Source organism: Corynebacterium zhongnanshanii, assembly GCF_014490575.1.
GTDB lineage: Bacteria > Actinomycetota > Actinomycetes > Mycobacteriales > Mycobacteriaceae > Corynebacterium > Corynebacterium zhongnanshanii.
On sequence record NZ_CP061033.1, the window covers coordinates 1,633,358 to 1,656,052 of the forward strand.

At 62.9% G+C, this 22,695-nt stretch carries 21 protein-coding genes; 7 read left to right on the forward strand and 14 right to left on the reverse strand.

Annotated features, from left to right (window positions below; all coding sequences use genetic code 11):
• Nucleotides 1–43: 43 nt before the first annotated feature.
• The 5 genes from IAU67_RS07280 to IAU67_RS07300 all read right to left on the reverse strand — a co-directional run bounded on the left by IAU67_RS07280 (nucleotide 44) and on the right by IAU67_RS07300 (nucleotide 9,024).
• Nucleotides 44–3,634 carry an ATP-dependent helicase gene (locus tag IAU67_RS07280; RefSeq protein ID WP_151842017.1) on the reverse strand — a complete coding sequence of 1,197 codons (3,591 nt, stop codon included), beginning with the start codon at nucleotides 3,632–3,634 and terminating at the stop codon, nucleotides 44–46.
• Nucleotides 3,635–6,868, reverse strand: coding sequence for an ATP-dependent DNA helicase (locus IAU67_RS07285; protein ID WP_151842018.1), 3,234 nt, complete (start codon nucleotides 6,866–6,868; stop codon nucleotides 3,635–3,637).
• Nucleotides 6,869–6,977: 109 nt separating this feature from the next.
• Complete coding sequence (locus tag IAU67_RS07290; RefSeq protein ID WP_151842019.1) at nucleotides 6,978–7,853, reverse strand: TIGR02569 family protein; 876 nt, start codon at nucleotides 7,851–7,853, stop codon at nucleotides 6,978–6,980.
• Complete coding sequence (locus IAU67_RS07295) at nucleotides 7,853–8,788, reverse strand: DUF3152 domain-containing protein (RefSeq protein ID WP_151842020.1); 936 nt, start codon at nucleotides 8,786–8,788, stop codon at nucleotides 7,853–7,855. Before IAU67_RS07295 ends, IAU67_RS07290 begins: the two co-directional genes overlap by 1 nt.
• An 8-nt stretch (nucleotides 8,789–8,796) precedes the next feature.
• A complete protein-coding gene (locus IAU67_RS07300) occupies nucleotides 8,797–9,024 on the reverse strand; it encodes a DUF3107 domain-containing protein (protein WP_151842021.1) in 228 nt (75 codons plus the stop codon).
• 111 nt (nucleotides 9,025–9,135) lie between these two features.
• Between IAU67_RS07300 and IAU67_RS07305 the strand changes: the two genes are divergently transcribed.
• On the forward strand, nucleotides 9,136–10,371 hold the full coding sequence (locus IAU67_RS07305) for a DEAD/DEAH box helicase (protein WP_342355611.1): 1,236 nt from the start codon (nucleotides 9,136–9,138) through the stop codon (nucleotides 10,369–10,371).
• On the forward strand, nucleotides 10,371–11,612 hold the full coding sequence (locus tag IAU67_RS07310; protein WP_151842023.1) for an Rv3212 family protein: 1,242 nt from the start codon (nucleotides 10,371–10,373) through the stop codon (nucleotides 11,610–11,612). The genes IAU67_RS07305 and IAU67_RS07310 overlap by 1 nt, the downstream gene beginning before the upstream one ends.
• A 42-nt stretch (nucleotides 11,613–11,654) precedes the next feature.
• Here IAU67_RS07310 and IAU67_RS07315 read toward each other — a convergent pair whose 3' ends face one another.
• A complete protein-coding gene (locus IAU67_RS07315) occupies nucleotides 11,655–12,074 on the reverse strand; it encodes a hypothetical protein (RefSeq protein WP_225723480.1) in 420 nt (139 codons plus the stop codon).
• Between the two features lie 332 nt (nucleotides 12,075–12,406).
• Here IAU67_RS07315 and IAU67_RS07320 point away from each other — a divergent pair, with 332 nt between their 5' ends.
• Nucleotides 12,407–12,673, forward strand: a complete 267-nt coding sequence (locus tag IAU67_RS07320) for a WhiB family transcriptional regulator (protein WP_151842024.1) — start codon at nucleotides 12,407–12,409, stop codon at nucleotides 12,671–12,673.
• Nucleotides 12,674–12,747: 74 nt separating this feature from the next.
• On the forward strand, nucleotides 12,748–12,822 hold the full coding sequence (locus IAU67_RS10115; RefSeq protein WP_106015642.1) for a 50S ribosomal protein bL37: 75 nt from the start codon (nucleotides 12,748–12,750) through the stop codon (nucleotides 12,820–12,822).
• A 62-nt stretch (nucleotides 12,823–12,884) separates the two neighbouring features.
• On the opposite strand, the gene rsrA is transcribed toward IAU67_RS10115, so the two are convergent.
• The 3 genes from rsrA to IAU67_RS07335 are packed head-to-tail and all read right to left on the reverse strand — an operon-like array spanning nucleotide 12,885 to nucleotide 14,472.
• Entirely contained in the window at nucleotides 12,885–13,136 is a 252-nt protein-coding gene (rsrA, locus tag IAU67_RS07325) for a mycothiol system anti-sigma-R factor (RefSeq protein ID WP_151842025.1), read from the reverse strand.
• Nucleotides 13,129–13,794 (reverse strand): sigma-70 family RNA polymerase sigma factor, encoded by a 666-nt coding sequence (locus IAU67_RS07330; protein ID WP_370451942.1) that lies wholly within the window; start codon nucleotides 13,792–13,794, stop codon nucleotides 13,129–13,131. The genes rsrA and IAU67_RS07330 overlap by 8 nt, the downstream gene beginning before the upstream one ends.
• Nucleotides 13,795–13,830: 36 nt before the next feature.
• Nucleotides 13,831–14,472 carry an SOS response-associated peptidase gene (locus tag IAU67_RS07335; RefSeq protein WP_151842027.1) on the reverse strand — a complete coding sequence of 214 codons (642 nt, stop codon included), beginning with the start codon at nucleotides 14,470–14,472 and terminating at the stop codon, nucleotides 13,831–13,833.
• Between the two features lie 39 nt (nucleotides 14,473–14,511).
• Here IAU67_RS07335 and aroA point away from each other — a divergent pair, with 39 nt between their 5' ends.
• Nucleotides 14,512–15,807, forward strand: a complete 1,296-nt coding sequence (gene aroA / locus IAU67_RS07340) for a 3-phosphoshikimate 1-carboxyvinyltransferase (RefSeq protein ID WP_151842028.1) — start codon at nucleotides 14,512–14,514, stop codon at nucleotides 15,805–15,807.
• A complete protein-coding gene (gene rsgA / locus IAU67_RS07345) occupies nucleotides 15,800–16,792 on the forward strand; it encodes a ribosome small subunit-dependent GTPase A (protein WP_151842029.1) in 993 nt (330 codons plus the stop codon). The genes aroA and rsgA overlap by 8 nt, the downstream gene beginning before the upstream one ends.
• 15 nt (nucleotides 16,793–16,807) lie before the next feature.
• Here rsgA and IAU67_RS07350 read toward each other — a convergent pair whose 3' ends face one another.
• Both IAU67_RS07350 and IAU67_RS07355 read right to left on the reverse strand, forming a co-directional pair.
• Nucleotides 16,808–17,314, reverse strand: a complete 507-nt coding sequence (locus IAU67_RS07350) for a DUF6912 family protein (protein WP_151842030.1) — start codon at nucleotides 17,312–17,314, stop codon at nucleotides 16,808–16,810.
• Nucleotides 17,315–17,317: 3 nt separating this feature from the next.
• Nucleotides 17,318–17,728, reverse strand: a complete 411-nt coding sequence (locus IAU67_RS07355) for an HAD family hydrolase (RefSeq protein WP_151842031.1) — start codon at nucleotides 17,726–17,728, stop codon at nucleotides 17,318–17,320.
• A 112-nt stretch (nucleotides 17,729–17,840) separates the two neighbouring features.
• On the opposite strand from IAU67_RS07355, the gene IAU67_RS07360 reads away from it, so the two are divergent.
• On the forward strand, nucleotides 17,841–18,407 hold the full coding sequence (locus IAU67_RS07360) for a hypothetical protein (protein WP_151842032.1): 567 nt from the start codon (nucleotides 17,841–17,843) through the stop codon (nucleotides 18,405–18,407).
• A gap of 15 nt (nucleotides 18,408–18,422) precedes the next feature.
• Here IAU67_RS07360 and secA read toward each other — a convergent pair whose 3' ends face one another.
• The 3 genes from secA to IAU67_RS07375 all read right to left on the reverse strand — a co-directional run bounded on the left by secA (nucleotide 18,423) and on the right by IAU67_RS07375 (nucleotide 22,682).
• Nucleotides 18,423–21,023, reverse strand: a complete 2,601-nt coding sequence (gene secA, locus IAU67_RS07365) for a preprotein translocase subunit SecA (protein WP_151842033.1) — start codon at nucleotides 21,021–21,023, stop codon at nucleotides 18,423–18,425.
• Between the two features lie 203 nt (nucleotides 21,024–21,226).
• Nucleotides 21,227–21,880, reverse strand: coding sequence for a ribosome hibernation-promoting factor, HPF/YfiA family (gene hpf / locus IAU67_RS07370; protein ID WP_151842034.1), 654 nt, complete (start codon nucleotides 21,878–21,880; stop codon nucleotides 21,227–21,229).
• Between the two features lie 97 nt (nucleotides 21,881–21,977).
• Nucleotides 21,978–22,682 (reverse strand): ComF family protein, encoded by a 705-nt coding sequence (locus IAU67_RS07375; protein ID WP_151842035.1) that lies wholly within the window; start codon nucleotides 22,680–22,682, stop codon nucleotides 21,978–21,980.
• Nucleotides 22,683–22,695: the final 13 nt, after the last annotated feature.

Here is a 22,695-nt window from a genome sequence, read left to right on the forward strand (position 1 = left end):
GTGACAGGTAGTGGCGGTTGCAGGTATGGGTGCGTGGCTCATGTTACTTCTCCCGCAGGACAGAGGTGAAGTTCAGGTGCTCGTGCAGCTCGTCGGCGGTGGGCAGGTACTCCGGCTCGAAGGTCTCGTTGGTGCGCACATAGTGGAACGCCGCGCGGACATTCTCCGGGTCCACCGTCACGCCCAGCTGGGCGCTCAGCACCTTCGCCCACGCCAGCCGGTAGACCGCCAGCTGTGTGACCGCCGCAGCCATGTTCTCTGCCGTGGGTTTGCGACCCGTCTTCCAGTCCACGACCATCCAACCGGTGGTGGGATCCTCCCCATCCTTGAAGATGGCGTCGATCCGACCTTCGTACACGTGGCCTGCCAGCGTGACCGAGTAGGCGCCCTCCACCGCGTGTGGCGTGCGGTCCTTCCATTCCGAGCGCAGGAAAGCCTCTTTGAGTTTCTCCAGCTCCGGATCATTGAGCGTGGCATCGGCCGCCCCGGGCAGCTGGTCCTCATCGAGCAGACTGGTGGTGCCGTAGTAATTCTCCAACCACGTGTGGAAGGCCGTTCCCCGCTTGGCGTAAGGCTGCGGCTCCATCGGAACCGGCCGGCGGCGCCTGCGGGCGAACTCCTCCGGGTCGCGCTTGAGCGCCACCGCTTCTGTGGCGGTCAAGCGAATATCCAGAGGGATAGACACCGTGGTGCGGGCGGACTGTTGGAACTCCTCGATGAGCAGGTCCGTCTCGCTGTTCCACGCACGGATCTGATCCGTGTCCGCGCCTGTATCTGTACCCTGTGATTCCTGAGGGCTGCGGGTGACCTGCTCGTAGAAGGCCGCGGCGTTGATCCTTTTCTCCGACGCCGGGCGCGGCCACGTCAACTCTTCCACCGACCCCTCGGGCTCCGGACCCAGCAGTCCTTCTTTCCTCCTCTCCTGATAGTCTTTGCGGTATTCGTTGAGCGCATCAGAGGGCCACATGAGTTCGGTTTCTCGGGAGTGCACCTGCTCCTTCTCGTAAGCCTTGATCGCCGAAGCACTCACCACTCCGCCCAGCGACGACCAGTGATCAATCTCCGGCACCTGCTCGAAGCTTCCCAGCCCCTCTTCCCCGGTGGGGACACCGTGCTTCGCGGCAAGGTGGTTACGCAGCAAGGTCATGGCGACAGAGGGGTCAGAGCCGGTGTCGTTAGGGCCGTAGGCGGCACCCGAGACATACAGCACCCGTTCCGTACGTGTGATGCCCACGTAAAACAGGCGGTCCCGCTCTTTAGCCTCGAAGCAGCCCACGGCTTGTTTGAACTGCACAACATCCTTGTTGTGATGTGCCCGGGTACGCTGCCCGTTTTTCCCTTCGTTTTCTTCCAACAGCACCGGCATGGTCTCCATACGGGGATCAGGGGTGGCATCCCCACGGAGGCTGGAGGGGATGCGGGAGGCCTGAGACACCCAGGTACTGACCGAGGGGCGCTTCTCCGCGTCACCGAAGTTGGCGCGCTCAGCGTGGGGTACTGCAACGATGTCCCACTCCAAGCCCTTGGCCTTGTGGATGGTGAGAATCTGTACGGTATCGCTTTTCTTCTGCACTTCCCCAGGTTCCAGTCCACCCTCTTCGTCGCGGGCGGCCAGCAGGTAGCTCACCAGATCGGACGCGTTCCCAGAGGTCACCTCAGAGAAACTGCGGACGATGTCCGCAAAGTGGTCCAGGTGGCTTGTTCCAATGGAGGTCTCCCGGTCGGAATGCCACCTGGTCAGCACCTCGGTGCGCACACCCAGAGACTGCTCCACATCTGTCACGAGGTCCACGAGTGACTTGGGCAGGGAGTACTGCCGAAGCTCCCTCAATTCAGCGGCCAGCTCCGTCAGGCGCGTCGCGCCTTCCTGCGACATACCAAACTCCGTGGCCTGCCCAAGATCAGCCAAAGCGTCCGCCAGGCACACTCCTGATTCCGTGGGGTCGGGTACGTGATGAATGACCTCCTGCACCAGGGATTCAGGCAGGTGACGTAGTTCGTCAGGGATCTCTTCGTCGTCCGTGCCGTTGTCCGCGTGCTGTCCCAGCCCCTGCGCGTTGGCGTGCCTGTGGAGTTGCTTAGCCCGGCGCTGCAACGCACGGATATCGGCTGCTCCGATGTTCCACCGTGGGCTGGTGAGAATCCTCAACATGGCCACGTCGTCTTCCGGGTCCACCAGGACGCGCAGCGTGGCAAAGACATCCGCAACCTCGGGGATATACAGCAGCCCCACTCCAGCAGTCATTTCGGCGGGCACGCCACGTTCCACCAGCTTGGTGTAGATCGGCACGGCGTCCCGATTCTTCGTCACCAGTACCGCGGCACTGAAGGAGCGCTCTGCCGCACCGTGTCCGGCCGCCGCCCTGTCCTTCCACTGGCGCTCGAGGTTATCCGCCAGCCACTCCAACTCCTGTTCTCGTTCGTCGAAAAACGCCAGGTGAATATCGCCCTCGTCCGCACCGTCCCGAGGCTGGAGCGCAGACACCAGACGCGTGCGTCCCCCATCTTCCATCGACCAGCTCGACGTCACGTTGGCCAGGTCCAGCACTCCCTTGGGATTACGCCAGCTGGTGGTGAGCTCCAGCTTCTGTGCCGGCCCCCCTTGTGCATCGGGGAAGTCCTCACGGAACTTCTCCAAGTTGGATGCGGTCGCGCCACGGAACATGTAGATCGATTGCATGGGGTCACCCACAGCGGTCACGGACAACTGTTCATCGAGCCCATTGCCAAACAGGTTGCGCAGCAGGATTCTCTGCGCGTGCCCCGTATCTTGATATTCGTCCAGCATGATGACGCGAAAGCGCCGGCGTTGTTCCTCCCCCACGATGGTGTTGTTCTCCACCACGCGCGCCGCCAAGGACATCTGCTGACCGAAGGTCATCACGTTGAGCTCCGTGAGCCTGCGCCGGCAGGCCTCCACCAGGGGAAGAATCGCCAAGCGTTTCTCCTGGGCCTTAAGGAACTTCTGATTGTCACCGCTGAAGTACTCCGGCTTGTCCTTCTTCGATGAGTCCAGGTTCACCAGGTTGTCAATGGCCGCACGGGTTTCCTCTGCAGCCTCGTGAATATCAACGAGGTGGTTATCCAATTCATCACTGAGTTGGTGGATGTCCTTAATCATGGTTCCCATGTTGCGGCCGGGTAGTGGCTCCCTCCACTCATTCAGGACATCGCGAGTAATCATCCACCGCTCGGCATCCGTGATCACGCGGGCACTGGGTTCCACGGGAGCCAGAAGGCCGTACTCTCGGACGATGTCGCCCGCATAGGCGTCATAGGTGGATACCGCGGGCGAAATGTTCTTCAGGATCTCGTGCCGTGGGTCATCGGCTGGCAGGTCCTGCATGAAGCTGCTGCGCGCCAGTGTTTGCAGGCGGCTTCGAATGCGCTTTCCCAACTCAGCGGCGGCCTTGCGCGTGAAGGTGAGGCCCAGCACCTGCTCAGGCCGGACGTATCCATTGGCGACGAGCCATACCACGCGTGCCGCCATGGTTTCGGTCTTTCCGGCACCGGCTCCGGCAACCACCAGCATCGCCCCCGTACCCGGCGCGCCAATGACGGCCGCCTGGTGTTCGGTGGGCGGGAACTGTTGGTTGAGCTTCTGTGAGAGTTCGAGGGGTGAAATGTCACGCATTTAGATCACCATCTTCCCTTCGGATTGTGCAGGGCACAGGGTTGCAAAGTCGCAGTTGCTGCAGGCTGGCCCTACCTGTGCTGAGTAGCTGGGGCCGGCGGAGTGTTCGGCAAGGTTCAGCAGGTCATTGGAAAACTCCTGCAATTGTTCCGGCGTTTTCTCCGCCTGGTTGCGCACCGTCATGCTTTTACTACTGTCGTCAAAGGGGAACACCAGCGCAGCTCCTGCAGGGGTGAGCACAGAGTTAGAGGACAGGATGAACTGATACGCCATGAGCTGTTTGCTCACTTCAGCGTCCTTGACCGAGGGGAGGCTGCTAGCGGTTTTGTAGTCGTAAACCTTCACCGTGGACTCCGATGTGTGCGTCACCAGGTCTGCACGTCCCACCAGGTGTACGCTGATGCCGCTACTGGTGTGACCGACATGTGTCCGCAGGCTCAGTTCCGTTTCCACGCGCTCAGCTTCCGCGCACACCGAGTTGATCCACTTATGAAGGCGTTCGATTCCTTCCATCCATTCCTCGACATAACGGTCCTTCATCCACTGTGGTCCGTCGATGACCTGCGGCAGCATGGTACGCATGGTCAGCTGCGCGTCCTCCAGGCTCAGGCCACCCGCGATGTGTTCGGCGATGGCATGGATGATGTTTCCGATGCGCATGTGCATGGTAGTGGGCGCCACGGCCCCGTGTGCACTCAGGAATGCGGACAGCTCGCACCCATCAATCCTCTCCAACCGTGACGGGCTCAAGGTGATCTCTGGCCCGTCAGGCCCCTGATCCACGATCCGTTCCGTGGTGGACGGCGGGCGCACTCCCCACCACTGTGCCGCGTCCGCGCCATCCACGCCTGCGTCCGCCAGGCGCTGAAGGTTGCGTGCGGCAGCGCGGCGCTCGGCGAGATCTCGAGACTCGTCCCCCACCGCGTCCCGCAGCTCTGCGATCAGTGGATCCAGCGCCAGAATCCGCGGCACATCCGTGCTGACGGTCTCTCCCACCTGCAGTGGCTCGTCCCCATCCACGTCATCGTGGTTGAGCACACCGATCTCCACGAGGAATCGCGACGGAACCTGTGGGGCATCGTGGGCAGACTTGATGGTGGTGATGGTGGTTCGCGAGCGCGCTCGGCTCAATGCCAGCAGGAACAAACGGCGTTCCTCCTGGACGGCCTCCGCAATGCGGGAATGGGGCTGACGTGGGTCCACCCCATGATCCTTCAGGTCCACCAGTTCCTGCTGGTAGAACAATCCTCCCACGGTGGGGCCTGCCGGCCAGTGGTCTTCCTGCACCCCGGCGATCACGACCTCTTCCCACTCGCGGCCCGCCGCGGCGTGGGCTGGCAGGATCTCCAGCGCGTTGCCCTCGGCCCCTCGGCGGTCGCGGCCAGCCGTCGGAAGTTCTTGGGCGCGCACTTCCTCCACGAACGTCGCCACGGAGGCCTGCGGGTTGCGTTCCACGAAGTCTCCGGCCATGTCGAACAGGTTCATGACGGCGTCCAGGTCCTCGTCGGCCTGGGCTCCTCCCGTTCCCCCGCGCAGCGCTCGCCACTGCAGTCGCGTGGATAGCTCGGTGGCTTGCCAGATCTTCCACAATGTCATTTCCACGCTGTCTCCAGCCCGGCGCGACTCGGCCCCTGCCATCATGACCGCGGAGATGCGCTCAATGATGTCATGCTCACGTGGCCCGATGAACTCCATCATCCACGCGTTACGTTCCGCCCGCGGGTCCTGCAGCAATTCACTGAGGTAGAGCCACGCGTTGTCCGCGGTTCTCCCGTGCGCACGCATAGCTGCATGAATGTTGCGCTGGACGCGGCGGACCATGACAGGGTCCGCGCCGCCCACCGCGGACTCCACCAGGGTCTGCGTTTCCCCCGGGGTGAGGGTTCTCACGGTAGATTCCATCGCCAGCAGCAGCATGGTCACGAGGGGCTGCTGGGCGAGCACCATGGAGGTGGAGTCAATCTTCACAGGCACGCCATAGCTCATGAGCGTTCGACGCAACGGCGCGATATCGCTGGTGGCGCGCACAATGACGGCGATGTCCTTCCACTCCACACCGCGCTCTGTGTGCGCCCGGCGCACAGTATTCGTCACGTGCAGGCGCTGGGCAGTCTCCGTGGAGCTAGCCAGCACCTGCACTCCTGGATCGGTCGCGTCCCGTCCCCGGAGCTCAACGCGCGCGCGTTGCGTGGGCAGATGATCGCGCAGCGCGTTCACCGCCTCCGCCACGTCGGACGTGATGCGGAAGGAACGGCTGAGCTCCACAACAGTGGTACTGCGCGCCACCTGCTGATTCAGAAAGGCCTCATCGGCGCCTCGGAAGTGGAAGACGCACTGATCGGGGTCCCCGGCGATGATCGTTCTCATGCCCGGCGCCGCGAAGGATTCGATGAATTGTGCCGACGCCGGGTCCAGGTTGTGCGCATCATCCACCAACACCAGGCGCACGTGGTGACGGAGATCCTCATGGATCCGTCGACCTGTGGGAGTGTCCATCGCGGCCAGTACCTGGTGAAGCAGCTCCGAGGCGTTGAGGTTGTCATTGCCCGCCAGGCGCTGCACGGCCTCGTATTGTTCGAGAAACGCGCCCGCGCCCGACCACATCGGCACACCGTGTTGCTCCCCCAGATCCTTCAGCTCCGCGCTGCCCACGCCGCGTTCCGCCGCGCGCAGCAGGAGGTCGCGCAGGTTCCGGGCAAAGCCCACCATGCTCAAGGCAGGCCGGACATACTCGGGCCACTGACTCACGGCACCGTCCTCGACAGAGCCTCGCAGCAGAGTCCTGACATGAATGTCATGCTCCGCACCCGTGATCAGACGCGGCGCAGCCTTCCCTTCGGCAATGCGAATGGCGCGCAGCACAGCGAATGCCCAGGAGTGTACCGACCGTACCAACGCGCCCGTGGTGGCATAAGCCTCCTGATCCACAACCCGCTGGAAGATCGCCTCCCGCAACGCCGCAGCGGCTTCCTTCGACGGGGCGACAAACATGATCTCTTCAGCCTTCCCCCCATCGCGGACATGCTGCACCGCGATGTCCACCAGCAGCGAGGACTTGCCCGTGCCGGGTCCTCCCAGGACCACCGCGGGAGTCTCCCACTGCAGTGAAGGATCATTAGTCACTAAAGCCAGGGGAAGCCCCGCGTACTCATGCTCCACGGCCTCCCGCGTGGGCTCTTCAAGCTGCAGCTGAGGCGGTCCGTCCGTGCGGTTGCGCTGTTGTCCGTCAGTCATGTCCACTATTGTGGCACCTTCGTCCTACATCGTCCCCCACAACGGACGTTAAAAAATCGAACACGCAGGTAGAGAGGCCCGCGCTGACCGCCGTGCCTAACCGCTGCACCTAACCGCTGTGCCGCTGCCGGCGGATCCTGCCAGCCACCACATCCGCGCAGCGTTGCAGCCCCGGCCACGCCTCAGAACGCGCATCCGGGTGCATGATGTGCACACACAACCGGTACACCACAGCGCGCACCAGCAGCTGATCGAAATCCTCTAGGTGTGCCCACCGATCCAGCAGCGCATCCGGGGCCGAAGCCCAGGCGATGGAATCCACGGCCAGCAGCGCCACCGACCACGCATAAGGCCTAAACGTAGGAACGATGTCTGTGAAAATGGGATCCGAGGCGTCGTCGAACATCACACATCCCACCACATCGGCATGGACGACCTGGTCGGCGGCGTGAATCTCCTCCCGCAAGTCCAGCACATGCGCGGCCTTCATCAGAGCCTGCGCGACATCCTCACGCGGGATGGACTCCGCATCCAGCACCGGCGCGATCCACTGCGTGGCGTTGTCCACGAACGCCGCTTCCTCCGCCGCTGCGAAAATATCAGCCGACCGCCACGGCGTGCCCACCTCCGGCGGTCGCAGGAAACTCGGGCGAGCCTCCCCCGCCAACGCATCATTAATCTTCAGCGCTGCGGCGGCCATCTCATCAAAACGAGGCGACGGCGCCCCACTCAAAAACGTGCGTGCCCGCCACCCGGACACGCTAAAGCGCCCGTCGGACGACGAAATCGGGCGAGACACGGACACCCCCACGGGGCGGATCTTCGTCATCGTTTTGGAGATCCACGCCGCACGCGCAGGATCATCCGCCCGCGAAATGACGGCATGATCGCAGCGCCAACCACCCGCCCAGGCGCCCTCCACGCGCGTGGGGCGTGCGGTCGGGACCTGGAAACTCGTCAGGATATGTGCGGGTGGCTGAGTCATTACTGCTTCACATCCGTTACTTTCCCTGAGGGGTACGGCCACGGATTAGGGCGGCACGTATCCCCATTATTTTTGTAGCTTTCTTCCGGATTTATTTTATACAGCTCACTATTGCGCATGGACAACGTCTGCTGCATCATGATCGGAGCCAACGCGCCGTCCTTATCGCAGGGGGTGTGCGCGGCATAGCCGATGCCGTGGCCCAGCTCGTGATTAATGACGTATTGGCGATAGGACCCCAGGTCTCCGTGGAACGGGGCAGCGCCGCGCACCCACCGCGCCTGGTTAATCACCACGCGGTTGCCAATCCGGTAGAAGCAGCTGGTTTCCAGCTTGTAGCTGTTGCCGCACAGCTCATGGGTTGTGTCCGTGGAGGACAGCTGGAAGCGATAATCGGGATTCTTCACCTTCTTCGCATCCACGTGCTGGAAGGAAAAGGCCTTATCGGCGATCCAGGACTTGGGGTTAGCGAGGGTGGCGTCGATGATCGCGGCGAAGGCGTCGTCCCCGCCGTAAGTGGCCGCGTCGATCGTATCCTCCACCTCCACCACGTAAGTGTACTTATGCTTCGTGCCAGTGCCTGCGCGCTCGCCGGGCGTGCCGACCGTCCGGTACTTCTGTGAGCCCTTGGTGCTGAAATGGCCGCCAGGTGGCAGCTCACCCACGCGCAGGTCATCGAAGATGCTCTGCGGGATGGGACCTGCCCCGCCAGACCCACTAGACTCCCCCGCCGCCGAGCCGCTCATCGCCGTGTCCCCCACCGCAGGACCATCCTGAACACCATCCTGGCCCCCTTCGCGCAACACGGTAACCAGGATCAAGGCAGTGACCACCACAAAAGCGCCCAGCAGCACGGCCTTCACGCCGCGCCCTGGTTCTTTCGGGGCGGGGTGGCTGTGCGGCTGGGGCAGATCGTAGCGCTGGTGAGAGGCCATTTAGGCGATCACAGGAAGCCCACGGAGTTTTTGGTCTCCGTTCCGACCTCTACGTAGGCGATCTTGTCGCGCACCAGAACAACCTTCGCACCCTTCGAGCTGCTCAGGCTGAGGGTGGCGTTGTCTTGCGTGCTTGCCAAGAAGGTTTCTACGCGTTCTACCACCGCATCCTGTGATTCCTCGGATTCCAGTACGAGTTCGCGTGCGTTGTGCACGAAGCCAATCTTGATCTGCATGGGTTTTCCCACGTCCTTTTCATGATCTCGAGGTGTCACTGCACCAGGCGGTGCAGTAGTGTGACCATCATAGCCGTCTATAAGCATAGAGTGCCCGAAAGGTGGGTGCACGTGGCGACAGGATCCACTGCCTTGACTTTTGCCGATCTCGGCGTTGCGATGGAGATCATCGAGGCGCTTGAGGACCGCGGCATCCGCACGCCTTTTTCCATCCAGGAGCTGGCCCTTCCCGTGGCGCTGCGGGGTAGGGACATCATCGGCCAGGCGCGGACGGGCACCGGAAAGACGCTGGGATTTGGGATTCCACTGCTGGATCGTGTGTTTGACGACGCCGAAGTCTCCGCCCCCGACGGCACACCCCGAGCCCTGGTGGTTGTCCCTACCCGGGAATTGTGCGCGCAGGTGGCGGAGGATTTGGTGTCCGCGGGCGAGCACCTTCCCCTAAAGATTAAGGCTGTTTACGGCGGCGTGGCTTTTGAGCCACAGATCGCCGCGCTGAAGTCCGGCGTGGATGTTCTTGTGGGCACGCCCGGCCGGGTGCTGGATTTGTCCCGTCGCGGACACCTGACACTGTCCACGGTGGAGATTCTGGTGTTGGATGAGGCTGATGAGATGCTGGATCAGGGCTTTATTGAGGACATGCGGACGATCCTCTTGCTGGCCAAGCCGCCTCATGGCCACCGCCAGACAATGCTGTTTTCCGCCACCCTGCCGGCGCCGGTCATGGAGTTGACGCGTGAGTTTATGCGCAAACCGGTGAGGATCCAGGCGGATTCTGGCTCCTCGAAGGCCACGCACGAGTCCACCCGCCAGGTGGTGTTTCAGTCTCATCAGTTGGATCGCGAGGAGGCGTTGGCGAAGATCCTTGGTGCAGCGGAGGTGGAGCGCACGATTGTGTTTGTACGCACGCAGCGGCAGGCCGGGATGCTGGGCGAGAAGTTGTACAAGCGGGGCTTTGCGGCCTGCAGTATTCACGGGGGTTTGCGGCAGGTGGAGCGTGAGCGTTCCCTGAAGGCATTTCGCACAGGCCAAGTGTCTGTGATTGTGGCGACCGATGTTGCGGCGCGCGGCATTGACGTGGAGGGTGTGTCTCATGTGATCAACGTCCAGTGCCCCACTGACGAGCGCTCCTATGTCCACCGCATTGGCCGCACGGGCCGCGCGGGACAGGAGGGAATGGCGATTACGCTGGTGGGCTGGGATGAGGTCCACCGCTGGAATACCATCGCGGAGAGCCTGGGCCTGCAGCAGTTCGTCGATCCGCCCCAGCGGTTTAGCGAGTCGCCGGACTTCCTGGAATCCGTTGGGCTCACCCCCGGACGTCGATCAAGGAGGCGCCGCCACTGATGCGTGTCCCGCTGCCCCGTCCTGAGTCCCGTTCCACGCGGGATGTCGTTGCCGTGTGCGCGATTGTCCTTGCTGTTGTGCTGGTGGCCGTCTCTGCCTATTTTTCCTCCGACGCCCGGCGCGTTCAGCACCACCCCGCTGACTCTCGTATTGCGGCGTCGGAATTGTCGAAGCTTCCGGAGGGGTTCGTACCGGACACACTGCATGAGGTGTGGAGATCTCCGAACGTGGCGTCGCGACTGTCCGTGGATGAGGGCGGCGTGTTGATCCAGCATGACGACCGATCGGTGACGGTGAAGCACGTGGCCACGGGCGAGGATGCGTGGAGTTACACGGCGGCGCACGATGTGTGCGGTTCGGCGATGGCGTGGAATGTGACGGTGTTGCTGATGCGGTCAGCGAAGGGCTGTGGGGACGCGGTGAGTTTTAAGACTGCCACAGGCCAGTATCATTCCACGCGCAGCGCCCTGGCCAGCGAGGATGTCCGCGTGCAGCAGAGCAACGACAATGTGGGCACGGTCTCCGATCGCCGGGTGGAGCTGTGGCGCAAGGACCTGGTGCGCACGGTGGAGGTGGGTCAGGTAGAGGCGCCAACCCAGCCGCACAAGCAGGCTCATGCAGAGTGCGGGATGGCCAGCGCGTTGTGGCGCAAGGAGTTCCTGGCCGTGCTACAGTCCTGCGCCGAGGAGAACCGCTCCGTGTTGCGGGCCATGACCACTACTCCGGAGGAGTCCTCGGAGCCGGAGGAGGACGAGAGTTGGGACCTGCCGCTGGGCAGCCAGTTGGTGGCGGTGGCTCAGGATCGTGTGGCGGCCTACATGCATGGGGATGACGGCCGGCCGGTGGTGAAGGTGTACCGCGCAGATACGGACACCGTGGATACGTTTCCGGTTCAGCCTTCCGGCCTGGCGGAGGCAGCTGGCGATGGGTTTAGCCCGGTGACGGCTGATCTTCCGCACCACATGACGTGGTGGGATGGTGAGCGGCTGGTGGGCTTTGATCCGTCCACGCTGCGGCCCGTGTGGCATGTGGAGGGCGCCTTAGGTACGGGTGGCGCCATGGGTGGCCGTGTGCTAGTTCCGGTGCCGGCGGGGATTGCTGTGGTGAATTGGCACTCAGGCGAGGTCGAGCGGACTATTCCGGTGGACCGGCAAGGATACTCCGGACCGGTGACGCTGAAGGTGGCCGGGAAGTTTGTGGTGGAGCAGCGCGGCCAGGAGACGGTGGTTCTGTCGGCGTAATCGCGCTGCGCGTGGGTCGTTAATCGCTCTGCGCATGAGTCTTTAGTCGCGCTGCTCGTAGCGCTGCATCATCCAGTTCACACTGTTCTTGTGGAAGATCAGCGCCAGGCCCACCAGGGCGATGAGGGCGGTGGGAACACCGAGCTCTGGGCGGGAGGACGTGAACATGTAATACGCCACGCCCAGCAGACACAGTTGGAAGAAGACGATGGGACCGCGTCCCCAGGCGTGGGCTGTCAGCAGGGCGATGCCAGCGGCGAGGATCGCCCCGAAGATCAGCAGGAACCACAGTGCGGTTCCTGCACCACTGATGACGGCTCCGGGGGATTCGTAGCCCATGAGGTCTCGAACCAGCAGGACTGCGGCGATGACCAGGCCGGCGAGGCCCTCCACGACGCCAAAGAAGCCGGCGAGTTTGATGGTTGTGGGGATCTCTGAGGAGATAAAGGAGGACGCTTTCATAGGTGTTGAGTGTAGCCCGTGGGGTAGGTTAGGCTCTACTCTGGGTTCTGAATAACACAAAATCAAAACAGTGTGATCTTCATCACATTTTCGCATCTACCTCTAGCGCAGCAGCTTTTCACATGTCAGTATGTACCAAGTAACAAAGAAGAGTCACTCGGTTTAACAGCCAGTTAAACCCAGGGGGATTCTCTGATTACGGCGAGAAGCCGCCACGGGACCACATAAGCACTCGGCAACGCCACTTCGCCGCAGTCCCCACCACGAAAAACACCCCACACAGTGGGAGGCACGTTCGCGTACCCCCACGCAGTCATGAAAGGACCTACCACATGGATTGGCGCCACAAAGCAGTCTGCCGCGACGAGGACCCAGAACTGTTCTTCCCAGTAGGTAACTCCGGCCCAGCTCTCACCCAGATCGCACAGGCCAAGCTGGTCTGCAACCGCTGCAGCGTCACCACGCAGTGCCTGAACTGGGCCATCGAGTCTGGCCAGGACGCCGGCGTGTGGGGCGGCATGAGCGAGGACGAGCGCCGCGCCCTGAAGCGCCGCAACAACCGCGGTCGCGCCCGCAACCGCACCCGCATTTCCCTGTAAATATTTCCCTAACGCGAACCTCACGCGTTAGACTAGTGCGGTTACTACATCAAACCCCATAAAGGAGCTTCCACATGAGCAAGCGTGGCCGTAAGCGCAAGGACCGCCGCAAGGGCAAGGCAAACCACGGTAAGCGTCCAAACGCTTAACACACCCCGTAGAGCATAAAAAGCGAGAACTGACTTCACGTCAGTTCTCGCTTTTTCACATGTTAAGCCCGGTACTCCACGCGCGTGATACGCAGGCTGCGGGTGATTCTCGCCCGCAGCTCCGTCGGGGCCTGCTCGCAGCAACTGGAGCGGAGAATCTCCCGCACCTGCTGCTCAATCCCCAGCGCTTCTAGACAGCTTGGGCACTCCTCCGCGTGCTTCTTCAGTTGCGCTCGAGCCTGCGCATCCCCAGCACCATCAACATATTCATAGAGTGCTCGGACCAGGTCGTCGCATTGGGATTTCTTAGACATAGCCGTGCTCCTTCGTTGTCTTAGTGCTGGCATTCTTCGCGCTGGCCTTCTGTGCGCTGGCATTCTTCGCGCCTTTGTCTACGGCAATGCCGTGCTCCGCAGCCACGTCCTTCAAGGCCGTGCGCAGCTGCTTACGCCCACGCGACAGCCGGCTCATCACCGTGCCGATGGGAGTGTCCATGATCTCCGCGATCTCCTTGTAAGCAAGCCCCTCCACGTCGGCGTAGTAGACCACCATGCGGTAGTCCTCGCCCAGATCCATCAGGGCTGTGCGGATGCGCTGGTCGGGAATCCTTTTCAGCGCTTCCACTTCCGCGGACTCCAAGCCCACCGAATCGTGGGAGGCGGATTCCGCCACCTGCCAATCCGTCATCTCGTCAGCCGAGGACTCCTGCGGCCGGCGCTGCGCCTTGCGGTAATTGTTGATGTACGTATTCGTCAAAATGCGGTACATCCACGCCTTCAAGTTCGTTCCCGGTTTAAAGGAACCGAACGCCTGATAGGCCTTCATGTAGGCGTCCTGGACCAAATCCTGAGCGTCCGCGGGATTGCGCGTCATGCGCAACGCGGCGCCATACAATTGATCCAGCAGGGGCAGCGCATCCGATTCAAAACGAGCCAGCAATTCGGCGTCGGTTTCTTCAGTGCGTTGAGGCAATTGTGTCACCTTCCAATCAACGTTGTCCCTAGTAGTTTATTCCCACCCGATCAGCGCCGGTGAATTATTGCGCACGCTGCCGACCTGCCGCGAGGCTTTCCTGGATGTGAGACCGGCGTGGGCGACCGCCTCGGCGTCGATGGTGGCAAGGACAGACCAGTCCTCCCCCTGCAACCAGGCGTCCAGCTCCCCCTCCCCCAGCAGCAGGCGAGGCATGCGATGATGAAGCCACTCCAGTTCGGGAACGGCGGCGCAGGTGACGATCGTGGCATACAGCACCCCCTCGCGCACCGTGCACAGTCCTGCCACGATCAGCGGCTGCTCATCTGCGCGATGGGTGAACCACGGCTGCTTCTCCCCGCGCTCGCCCGTCCACTCGTACCACCCGTCCATCACGAACGCGCACGGGAGACTCCCTGCAAACAGGGGCTTATCCTTCAGGGTCTCACCGCGGGCATTAAACACGGTGCGCGGCGGATAGCCCCATTGCGCGGGCCCCACCGTCGGCACGCCCTGAAACAGGCGAATAATCGGCACCACATGCGTGGGCGCCACATTAAAATTCGGCTGCAATTCCTGCGTCTGTACTGTCTGAGGGCACGGCCCCTGCGGCAGATGCTGCGCCACAGTGGACGCAATCTGCTCCATCGAACTAAACAACACATAACGGCCACACATATGTCCCATTATGACGGGAAATTTGGAACAATAGAGGGCATGACGACTGACGATTTGTGGCCAGCACCCCTCGCAGAGAAACCCATCGACGCAACCGTAGCCATCCCCGGCTCGAAATCCATCACCAACCGTGCGCTGATCCTCTCCGCGCTGGCCGACGGGCCGTCCACCATCAATGGCGCCCTCATCAGTCGCGACACGCTCCTCATGGCGGACGCCCTGCGCCAGCTCGGCACCTCCATCACCGTCGACGGCACCACCATCCACGTGGTCCCCACGGACACGCTGCACGGCGGGACCATTGACTGCGGCCTGGCCGGCACCGTCATGCGCTTCGTCCCGCCCGTGGCTGTGTTGGCCCAGGGCACGGTGGAGTTCGACGGTGACGAGCAAGCCCGGCGTCGGCCCATGGCCACCACCATCAACAGTCTCACCGCCCTGGGCGCGGCAGTCCAGTCCACCTCCGGCACGCCTACGCAGTCCCTCCCGTTCCTCCTGCAGGGCACCGGCGCGATCGACGGCGGACAGGTGGTTATCGACGCCTCCTCGTCCTCCCAGTTCGTCTCCGGACTCCTGCTCGCTGGCGCCCGCTACACCGAGGGCCTCACCGTCATTCACGACGGGGACTCCCTGCCCTCCCAGCCGCATGTGGAGATGACCGTGGAGATGCTCCGCGCCGCCGGCGTGACCGTGGAGGTGACGCACAACCGGTGGACGGTCCAGCCCGGCCCCATCGCCGCCCGCACGTGGAATGTGGAGCCGGATCTGTCCAACGCCACCCCGTTCATGGCCGCTGCGGCCGCCACGGGGGGCACGGTGCGCATCGCCCAGTGGCCGCAGAGCACCACGCAGCCGGGCGACCAATTCCGCACCATCCTGGAGGACATGGGCACCGATGTGGATTTCGACGCCCACAACCAGGAGCTCATCGTCCGCGGCACGGGGGAACTCCAGGGCATCACGTGGGACATGCACGACATCGGCGAGCTCACCCCCACGGTGGTGGCGCTGGCTGCCCTGGCGCACAGCCCCTCCCACCTGTACGGCATCGCACACCTACGCGGCCACGAAACCGACCGGCTGAAGGCCCTAGCGGACAACATCAACGCCTTGGGCGGCCAGGTGAAGGAAACCGCAGACGGCCTGGTCATCGAGCCGAAGCAGCTGCAGGGAGGCACGTGGCTGTCCTACGCGGATCACCGCATGGCTACCGCTGGTGCGATCCTGGGCCTCACGGTCGAGGGCATCCACGTGGAGAACATCGATACCACCGCAAAGACCCTCCCGGGCTTCCGCGAGCGATGGGCCCAGCTGCTGGGACGCTCCCGTGGCTAGGCGAGACTGGGACGAATCGGACATCAGGATCCGTCCTTCCAAACGCTCCCGCCCCCGCACGAAGGACCGCCCCGAGCACAAGGACGCGAAGCGGGGAATGGTGATCTCCAAAGATCGCGGCCGCTGGGGCGTGGTCCTGGAGGACACGGGCGTGGAAGTGACGTGCATGCGTGCCCGGGAGTTGGGCCGCACCGCGGTGGTGGTGGGCGACCGCGTGGGCGTGGTGGGTGACACCTCCGGGAAGAAGGACACCCTGGCCCGGATCGTGAAGCTAGAGGAACGCACCAGCGTATTGCGCCGCACCGCGGATGACACCGACCCCTACGAACGCATCGTGGTCGCCAACGCCGATAACCTGCTGATTGTCACCGCCGTGGCCGATCCCCCTCCCCGCGCAGGCTTCGTGGAGCGGGCGCTCATCGCCGCGTTCGTGGGCGGGCTGCGGCCGATCCTGTGCCTGACGAAATCCGACCTCGCCGATCCTCGCGAGTTCGCCGCCGAGTTTGTGGACCTGGGCCTGGAGATCCTGCTGACGGGCGTGGACGACGACCTCTCCCCCCTCGTCGCCCGCCTGAACAACACCGTATCCGCCACCGTGGGCCATTCGGGTGTGGGCAAATCAACCCTGGTCAATCGTCTTGTCCCCGACGCCGAGCGCGCCACCGGAGAAGTCAGCGGAGTGGGCAAGGGGCGCCATACCTCCACGCAATCCGTGGCCTTGAAACTGCCCGGCGGTGGGTGGGTCATCGACACCCCGGGAATCCGAAGCTTCGGCCTGGCCCACGTAGACCCAGAGACCATCATCGGGGTCTTCGACGATCTCCGCGAGGTCGCCGAGACTTGCCCGCGAGGGTGCACGCACATCGGCCCTCCCGCCGATCCCGAATGCAAGCTGGACACCTTAGAGGGGGCGTCCGCCCGCCGAGTGAGCGCGGTGCGCCGCCTGCTCGAAGCGCTGCGATCCAACAACCACTGGGAGCTGTAGAGCAGCTGCCTTTGTCTAGAGCAGGTCCACCAGGAACGCGAGTTCCTTGGCGTCGTACCAGCTCATCAGGTTATCCTCGGCGTCACCCAGGGCCAACTCGGCATCCTCATCACCAAGATCGGCCTCGTCAATACAGGTGATGGCTTTCGCGGTGGCGGCTTCGGCGTCGGCATCATCCACGTGAATCGCCGCCAGCTGCGCAATCGAGAGCACGGCGGGTGACACACGCACCACGGACTCCCCATCCGCCGGAGACATCTGCAGGGAGTTATCGGCGATGTCCGCGCTGATTACCACGCGGCGGTGCGGGAAACGCTGCTCATCCCCCGAGGCCAGCAGGCGCAGCGAAGCGCGGGCCGCATCCAGAAAGGCGGTGTACGCCAGCTCCTCCTCATCGCCACCCGTGTAAAACTCGCGCACCGCAGGGGTCAGCGCGAACGCCACGCCCGAGCGGATCGGGTGCTCCCCGTCCGCCTTCAGCGCGCTCAGCATGTCGAAGGTCGCTGGAATATACACACGCATGGGCTAAAACTCCCCCTCCAGGCCAAACAGGCCCTGGATCTCCACCACTGCGCGGTCAAATTGCTGGTAGTACACGCCCACAAGGCCCGCCTCCACAGCGCCGCGGATGTTCACGATGTTATCGTCCACCAACACCAGGTCCTTGCGGTTAAGCTCCAGGCGGTCGGCGGTGATGGTGAAGATCTCCTCCGACGGCTTCTCGGCGCCCACCTCGCCGGACAGGATCACGTGGTCCACATACCCTGCCTCCTGCCACTGACGGATCGGGGCGGCGGCATCTCCGCCGGGATCATTCGACAAAATGGCCGTGCCCAGGCCCTCGGTGCGCGCGGCGGTCAGCAACTTGCGCCACCGGCGACGATCCTCTTCCGCACCATCCAATACACCGCAATAGTCAACAATTAATGCACGCATGGTGTCCATTCTGCCATGAAATAGACGCGTGGAAAGAACATGCGCTAGGCTGCCTGGTACGCGCATGTATGCGCGCGTCTTACGACAGTCACCACAGATATCGGGGGAATCGATGACTGCCACAGTACCGACCGAGCACACTGAACCTACTGAGCACACCGAGCACACTGCCACCTGCGTGCTGCCGGGCTACGCCATCCTGCGCCGCCCGTCGCCGCCGCACCCGGTCACCGTCGCCACCAGCAACGCGCTACCCACAGCTGGCAGCAGTGAAGATCACGGCCCTTCCGTCACCCCGCCCCGGGTCGAGCACGTCGCGGGCATGCTCACCCTCTGGCTGGAGATCCTGCAGCGCCTCAGGCCGGTGCACATCCTGGCCAAGGGCCCCTTCCACCCACGCATCACGCCCTACACGTACGAGGTCCAGCGCAGGATTCCGCCGGGCACCAGCCTCACGCTCAAGAGCCTGCACCTGCAACCGCCTGTGTCCAGCCTGCGCGGCTACCGGCACGAGGTGCGCTTCTGCGCCACCATCGTGGTGGGCAGGCGCATCCGCGCGGTCGCAGGAACCCTGTGCCTGCGGCGCTCCAAGTTCAAGGTGCCGTTGGACCGGCTCACCCCCACAACAAAAACTCGAGGCACCAATCAATGGCGCCTCGAGTCCCTCCACGTGATCTAGCTAGCCAACCGCGTGTTAGCCACCCGTCACGGAGTTAGATTCCTGGGTCTCCACATGCTGCGCGGGATCGTGCAGCGGCATCGAGCCGGACGCGTTGTTCTGCGCCATCTGCTTGCGCACCAGGAAGAGCTGGCGGATCGTCTCCTCCTTGATGCCCTCCTTCATGCGGTTGAACATGTCGCCACCTTCACGCTGGTACTCCACCAGAGGATCGCGCTGCGCCATCGCGCGCAGGCCGATGCCTTCCTTCAGGTAGTCCATCTCGTAAAGGTGCTCGCGCCACTTCTCATCCACCACGTTCAGCAGAGCGGCGCGCTCCATGCCGCGCATCTGCTCCTCGCCGCCGATGGCAGCCACCGTCTCCTCCAGCTCGTCGTACTGCGCATTGGCGTCCTCGAGCAGAGCCTCCAGCAGCTGACCGGAGGACAGCTCGCCGGCCTTGCCGTAGTCGGTGCCCTCCACCAGTTCCTCGTGGGTGAAGGACGGCCCGTAGAGCGCCTCCAGGGCGTTCCACAGCGTGTCCAGGTCCCAGTCCTCCACGTAGCCCTCGGCGGTCGCGCCGTCCACGTACGCGGCGATGGTGTCCCTTAGCATGCCGCGGATCTGCACCGCCACGTCTTCGCCTTCGAGGATCTGACGACGCTCACGGTAGATCACCTTGCGCTGCTCGTTCATGACCTCGTCGTACTTCAGCACGTTCTTGCGCATCTCGAAGTTCGCGGCCTCTACCTGGCCCTGGGCGCTCTTGATGGAGTTGGTGACCATCTTGGAGTCGATAGCCTCGTTGTCCGGGATGTTCAGGCGGGTCATCATCGCCTCCATGGTCTGTCCCACGAAGCGCACGATCAGGTCGTCACGCATGGACAGGTAGAAGCGGGTTTCACCCGGGTCACCCTGACGGGCGGAACGGCCTCGGAGCTGGTTGTCGATACGGCGGGACTCGTGACGCTCCGTGCCCAGCACGTACAAGCCACCGGCCTCGCGCACGATCTCCGCTTCCTTCTTGGAGGCCTCACGCACCTTCGCGATCTCCTCATCCCAGGCCGTCTCGTAGGCCTCCGGGTCCTCCACGGGATCCAGGCCACGCTCGCGCAGGTTAATGTCCGCCAAGATGTCTGGGTTACCACCCAGCACGATGTCCGTACCACGGCCGGCCATGTTCGTTGCCACGGTCACGGCACCGGAACGGCCCGCCTGGGCCACGATCTCGGCTTCCTGCTCGTGGTACTTCGCGTTCAGCACGGAGTGCCGGATGCCGCGGCGCTGCAGCAGCTTGGACAGGTACTCGGAACGCTCCACGGAGGTGGTACCCACCAGAACCGGCTGGCCCTTCTCCACGCGCTCGGAGATGTCATCGGCCACGGCCTCGAACTTGGCCTCTTGAGTCTTGTAGATCAGGTCCACCTGGTCCACGCGCTGGTTCTCCCGGTTCGTCGGGATCGGGGCAACATCCAAGCCGTAGGTGGACTTCAGCTCAGCAGCCTCGGTCTCCGCGGTACCGGTCATTCCGGACAGCTTGTCGTACATGCGGAAGTAGTTCTGGAGGGTCACGGTCGCCAGCGTCTGGTTCTCGTTCTTAATCTCCACCCCTTCCTTCGCCTCGATGGACTGGTGGATGCCCTCGTTGTAACGACGGCCCTCCAGCACACGGCCTGTGAACTCGTCCACGATCATGACCTCGCCATTACGGACGATGTAGTCCTTATCCCGAGTGAAGAGCTCCTTAGCCTTGATGGAGTTGTTGAGGTAGCTCACCAACTGAGAGTGCTCAGGGGCATACAGGTTTTCAATGCCCAGCTGGTCCTCAACGAACTCCACACCCTCTTCCTTGATACCGACGGTCTTCTTCCGCTCGTCGATTTCATAGTGGATGTCGCGCGTCATCTTCGGAGCGATCCGCGCAAACGCCACAAACCACTCGCTGGATCCGCCCACGGGACCCGAAATAATCAGAGGGGTACGGGCCTCATCGATCAGGATGGAGTCCACCTCATCGATGATGGCGAAGTTGTGGCCACGCTGCACCAAGTCATCCAGGGAGTGCGCCATGTTGTCGCGCAGGTAATCGAAACCAAACTCGTTGTTGGTTCCATACGTGATGTCTGCGGCGTACGCCTGGCGTCGTTCAGCAGGTCGCTTGTTGGACAGAATCACATCGGTGGTCAGTCCCAGGAAACGGTGAACACGGCCCATCCATTCCGCGTCACGCTTCGCCAGGTAATCATTCACGGTGACCACGTGCACACCCTTGCCGGACAGGGCGTTCAGGTAGGCGGGGAGCACACAGGTCAGGGTCTTACCCTCACCGGTCTTCATCTCGGAGACGAAACCGTAGTGCAGGCCCGCGCCACCCATGATCTGCACCTTGTAGTGCTTCTGCCCCAGCACGCGCCAGGACGCCTCGCGGGCGGTCGCGAATGCCTCTAGCAGAACATCGTCCAGGGACTCGCCCTTGTCCTGGATGCGCGTTTGAAACTCCGCAGTTTTCTCGCGAAGTTCATCATCGCTGAGCTGTGCATACTGCTCATCGAGATCCATCACCTGTTCAGCGATCTTCTCAAGGCGCTTGACGTTACGTCCTTCGCCGATACGGAGAATCTTGGAGAGTCCAAACACTGGTCAGTTGGTCCTTTTCGTTTGAGGGTCGAGCAGAGCCTTAAAAAGCATCCCTGCTACTTGCACAATGCTAAGCATCCTACTCCGGTTTGCATCCCGGAGCGAACCTTAAGCGCACACAATTCATAAAAACACCCTATATTGCACCCTTCGGCTGAAGGGTCAACATAGGGTGCCGGGGCGTGCCATCGGTTCGCTAAGGATTACTCCTTAATGGCAATCAATCCGTAGTCGTAAGCGTGGCGGCGGTACACCACGGACGGCTGGTTGTTCTCTTCGTTGATGAACAGGTAGAAGTCGTGGCCCACCAGTTCCATCTCGGACAGCGCGTCATCCACGCTCATCGGAACAGCCTTGTGGGTCTTGCGGCGCACAACCTGGCCAGGCTTGAACTGATCCTCGTACGGATCAACATCGTACTTGCCTGGCGCTTCTTCCTGTGGCTTTGCTTCCTCCACCAGCTGAGCTGCCACTTCACCGGTGGACAGCGGCGCGCGGTGGCCGGAGCGGGAGATGCGGCGGCGAGCCTTCACCTTGCGCAGGGAGCGCTCCATGCGGCCAATGGCCACTTCCAGGGCAGCGTAGAAGCTGTCTTCCTTGGCCTCTGCGCGGGCGATGTGGCCCTTGCCGGATGCGGTGATCTGAATGCGGTCGGACTCATCAGCACGGCGCGGGTTCGGCTCGTGCTGCAGCTCCACGTGGAAAGAGGTCAGCGTTGGGTCCAAACGTTCAATCTTCGCCAGGCGGGCATTGACTCGATCTGCGAAATGCTCCGGAACTTCAACGTTCCTGCCGGTGATTTCAACGTGTGCTTGTGGAGCTTCTTGGTTGACTGGTGCGGAGTTGTCCTTGGACATCGCGCAACCTCCTTCAATCCTCGTGGTCACCACGCGTCACTGGGTGGGATTACTCAGCGCCCGCTGTGATGCTCTTTCCACCTCTAGGATAGCAAAACTACACGGCCGCGAGGACGAGGATCGCGTCCACCACAATCCCCACGCTGGCCAGCGGCAATGCAAAGTGCGCGCTGGTCGCGCCGGTGGTGAGGACGTCATCCACAATCACCGCGCGGGCACCCCGGCTGAGGTACTCGCGTGCGCTGCTCACCCGTTCTGGATGCATGTCAATCGACGCCGCGATGTTACTTCGTCGCTGTTGCCGGCCAAGCCCCACCGAATCCCGTGCTCGCTCGTTGACGTGCGCCAGCTGAAACACGCCGATGTTCGCGCTCGCCTGCGGATGTCGCGCGCTGTGCAGGGCGCGGGTGGTGAGTGCCGCGCGGGTGACGACGTCCCCGCCGCGGTTCTTCTCTGCCGAACGCCGGGTCGGTGCGGGTAGCAGCGCCACGGGCCCTAGGCGCGGATCCGGCACCACTCCGCGGGAGGCGATGCCCTGCAATCCCGTGTAGTACATCCGCCCCATCAAGTCGATCGCCGCGGCACGCAGCCGATCCTTCGCCGCGATCACCAGGCTCCGGCGAGGCCCACCATAGGCCCCCGCCGCGTAGACGGGCGCCACGGCCACGGGCGGATCCCACCGCTGCCAGGGCGCTGAAAGGTCCGCCAGGCACTCCGGGCACGCCGGATGTGCCGAGACCACCAGGCGCCCGCAGCACACGCAGTCCGCCCGGAGCACAAGATCAGCGATGTCCCCCCACATAGCCTTTCCCCGT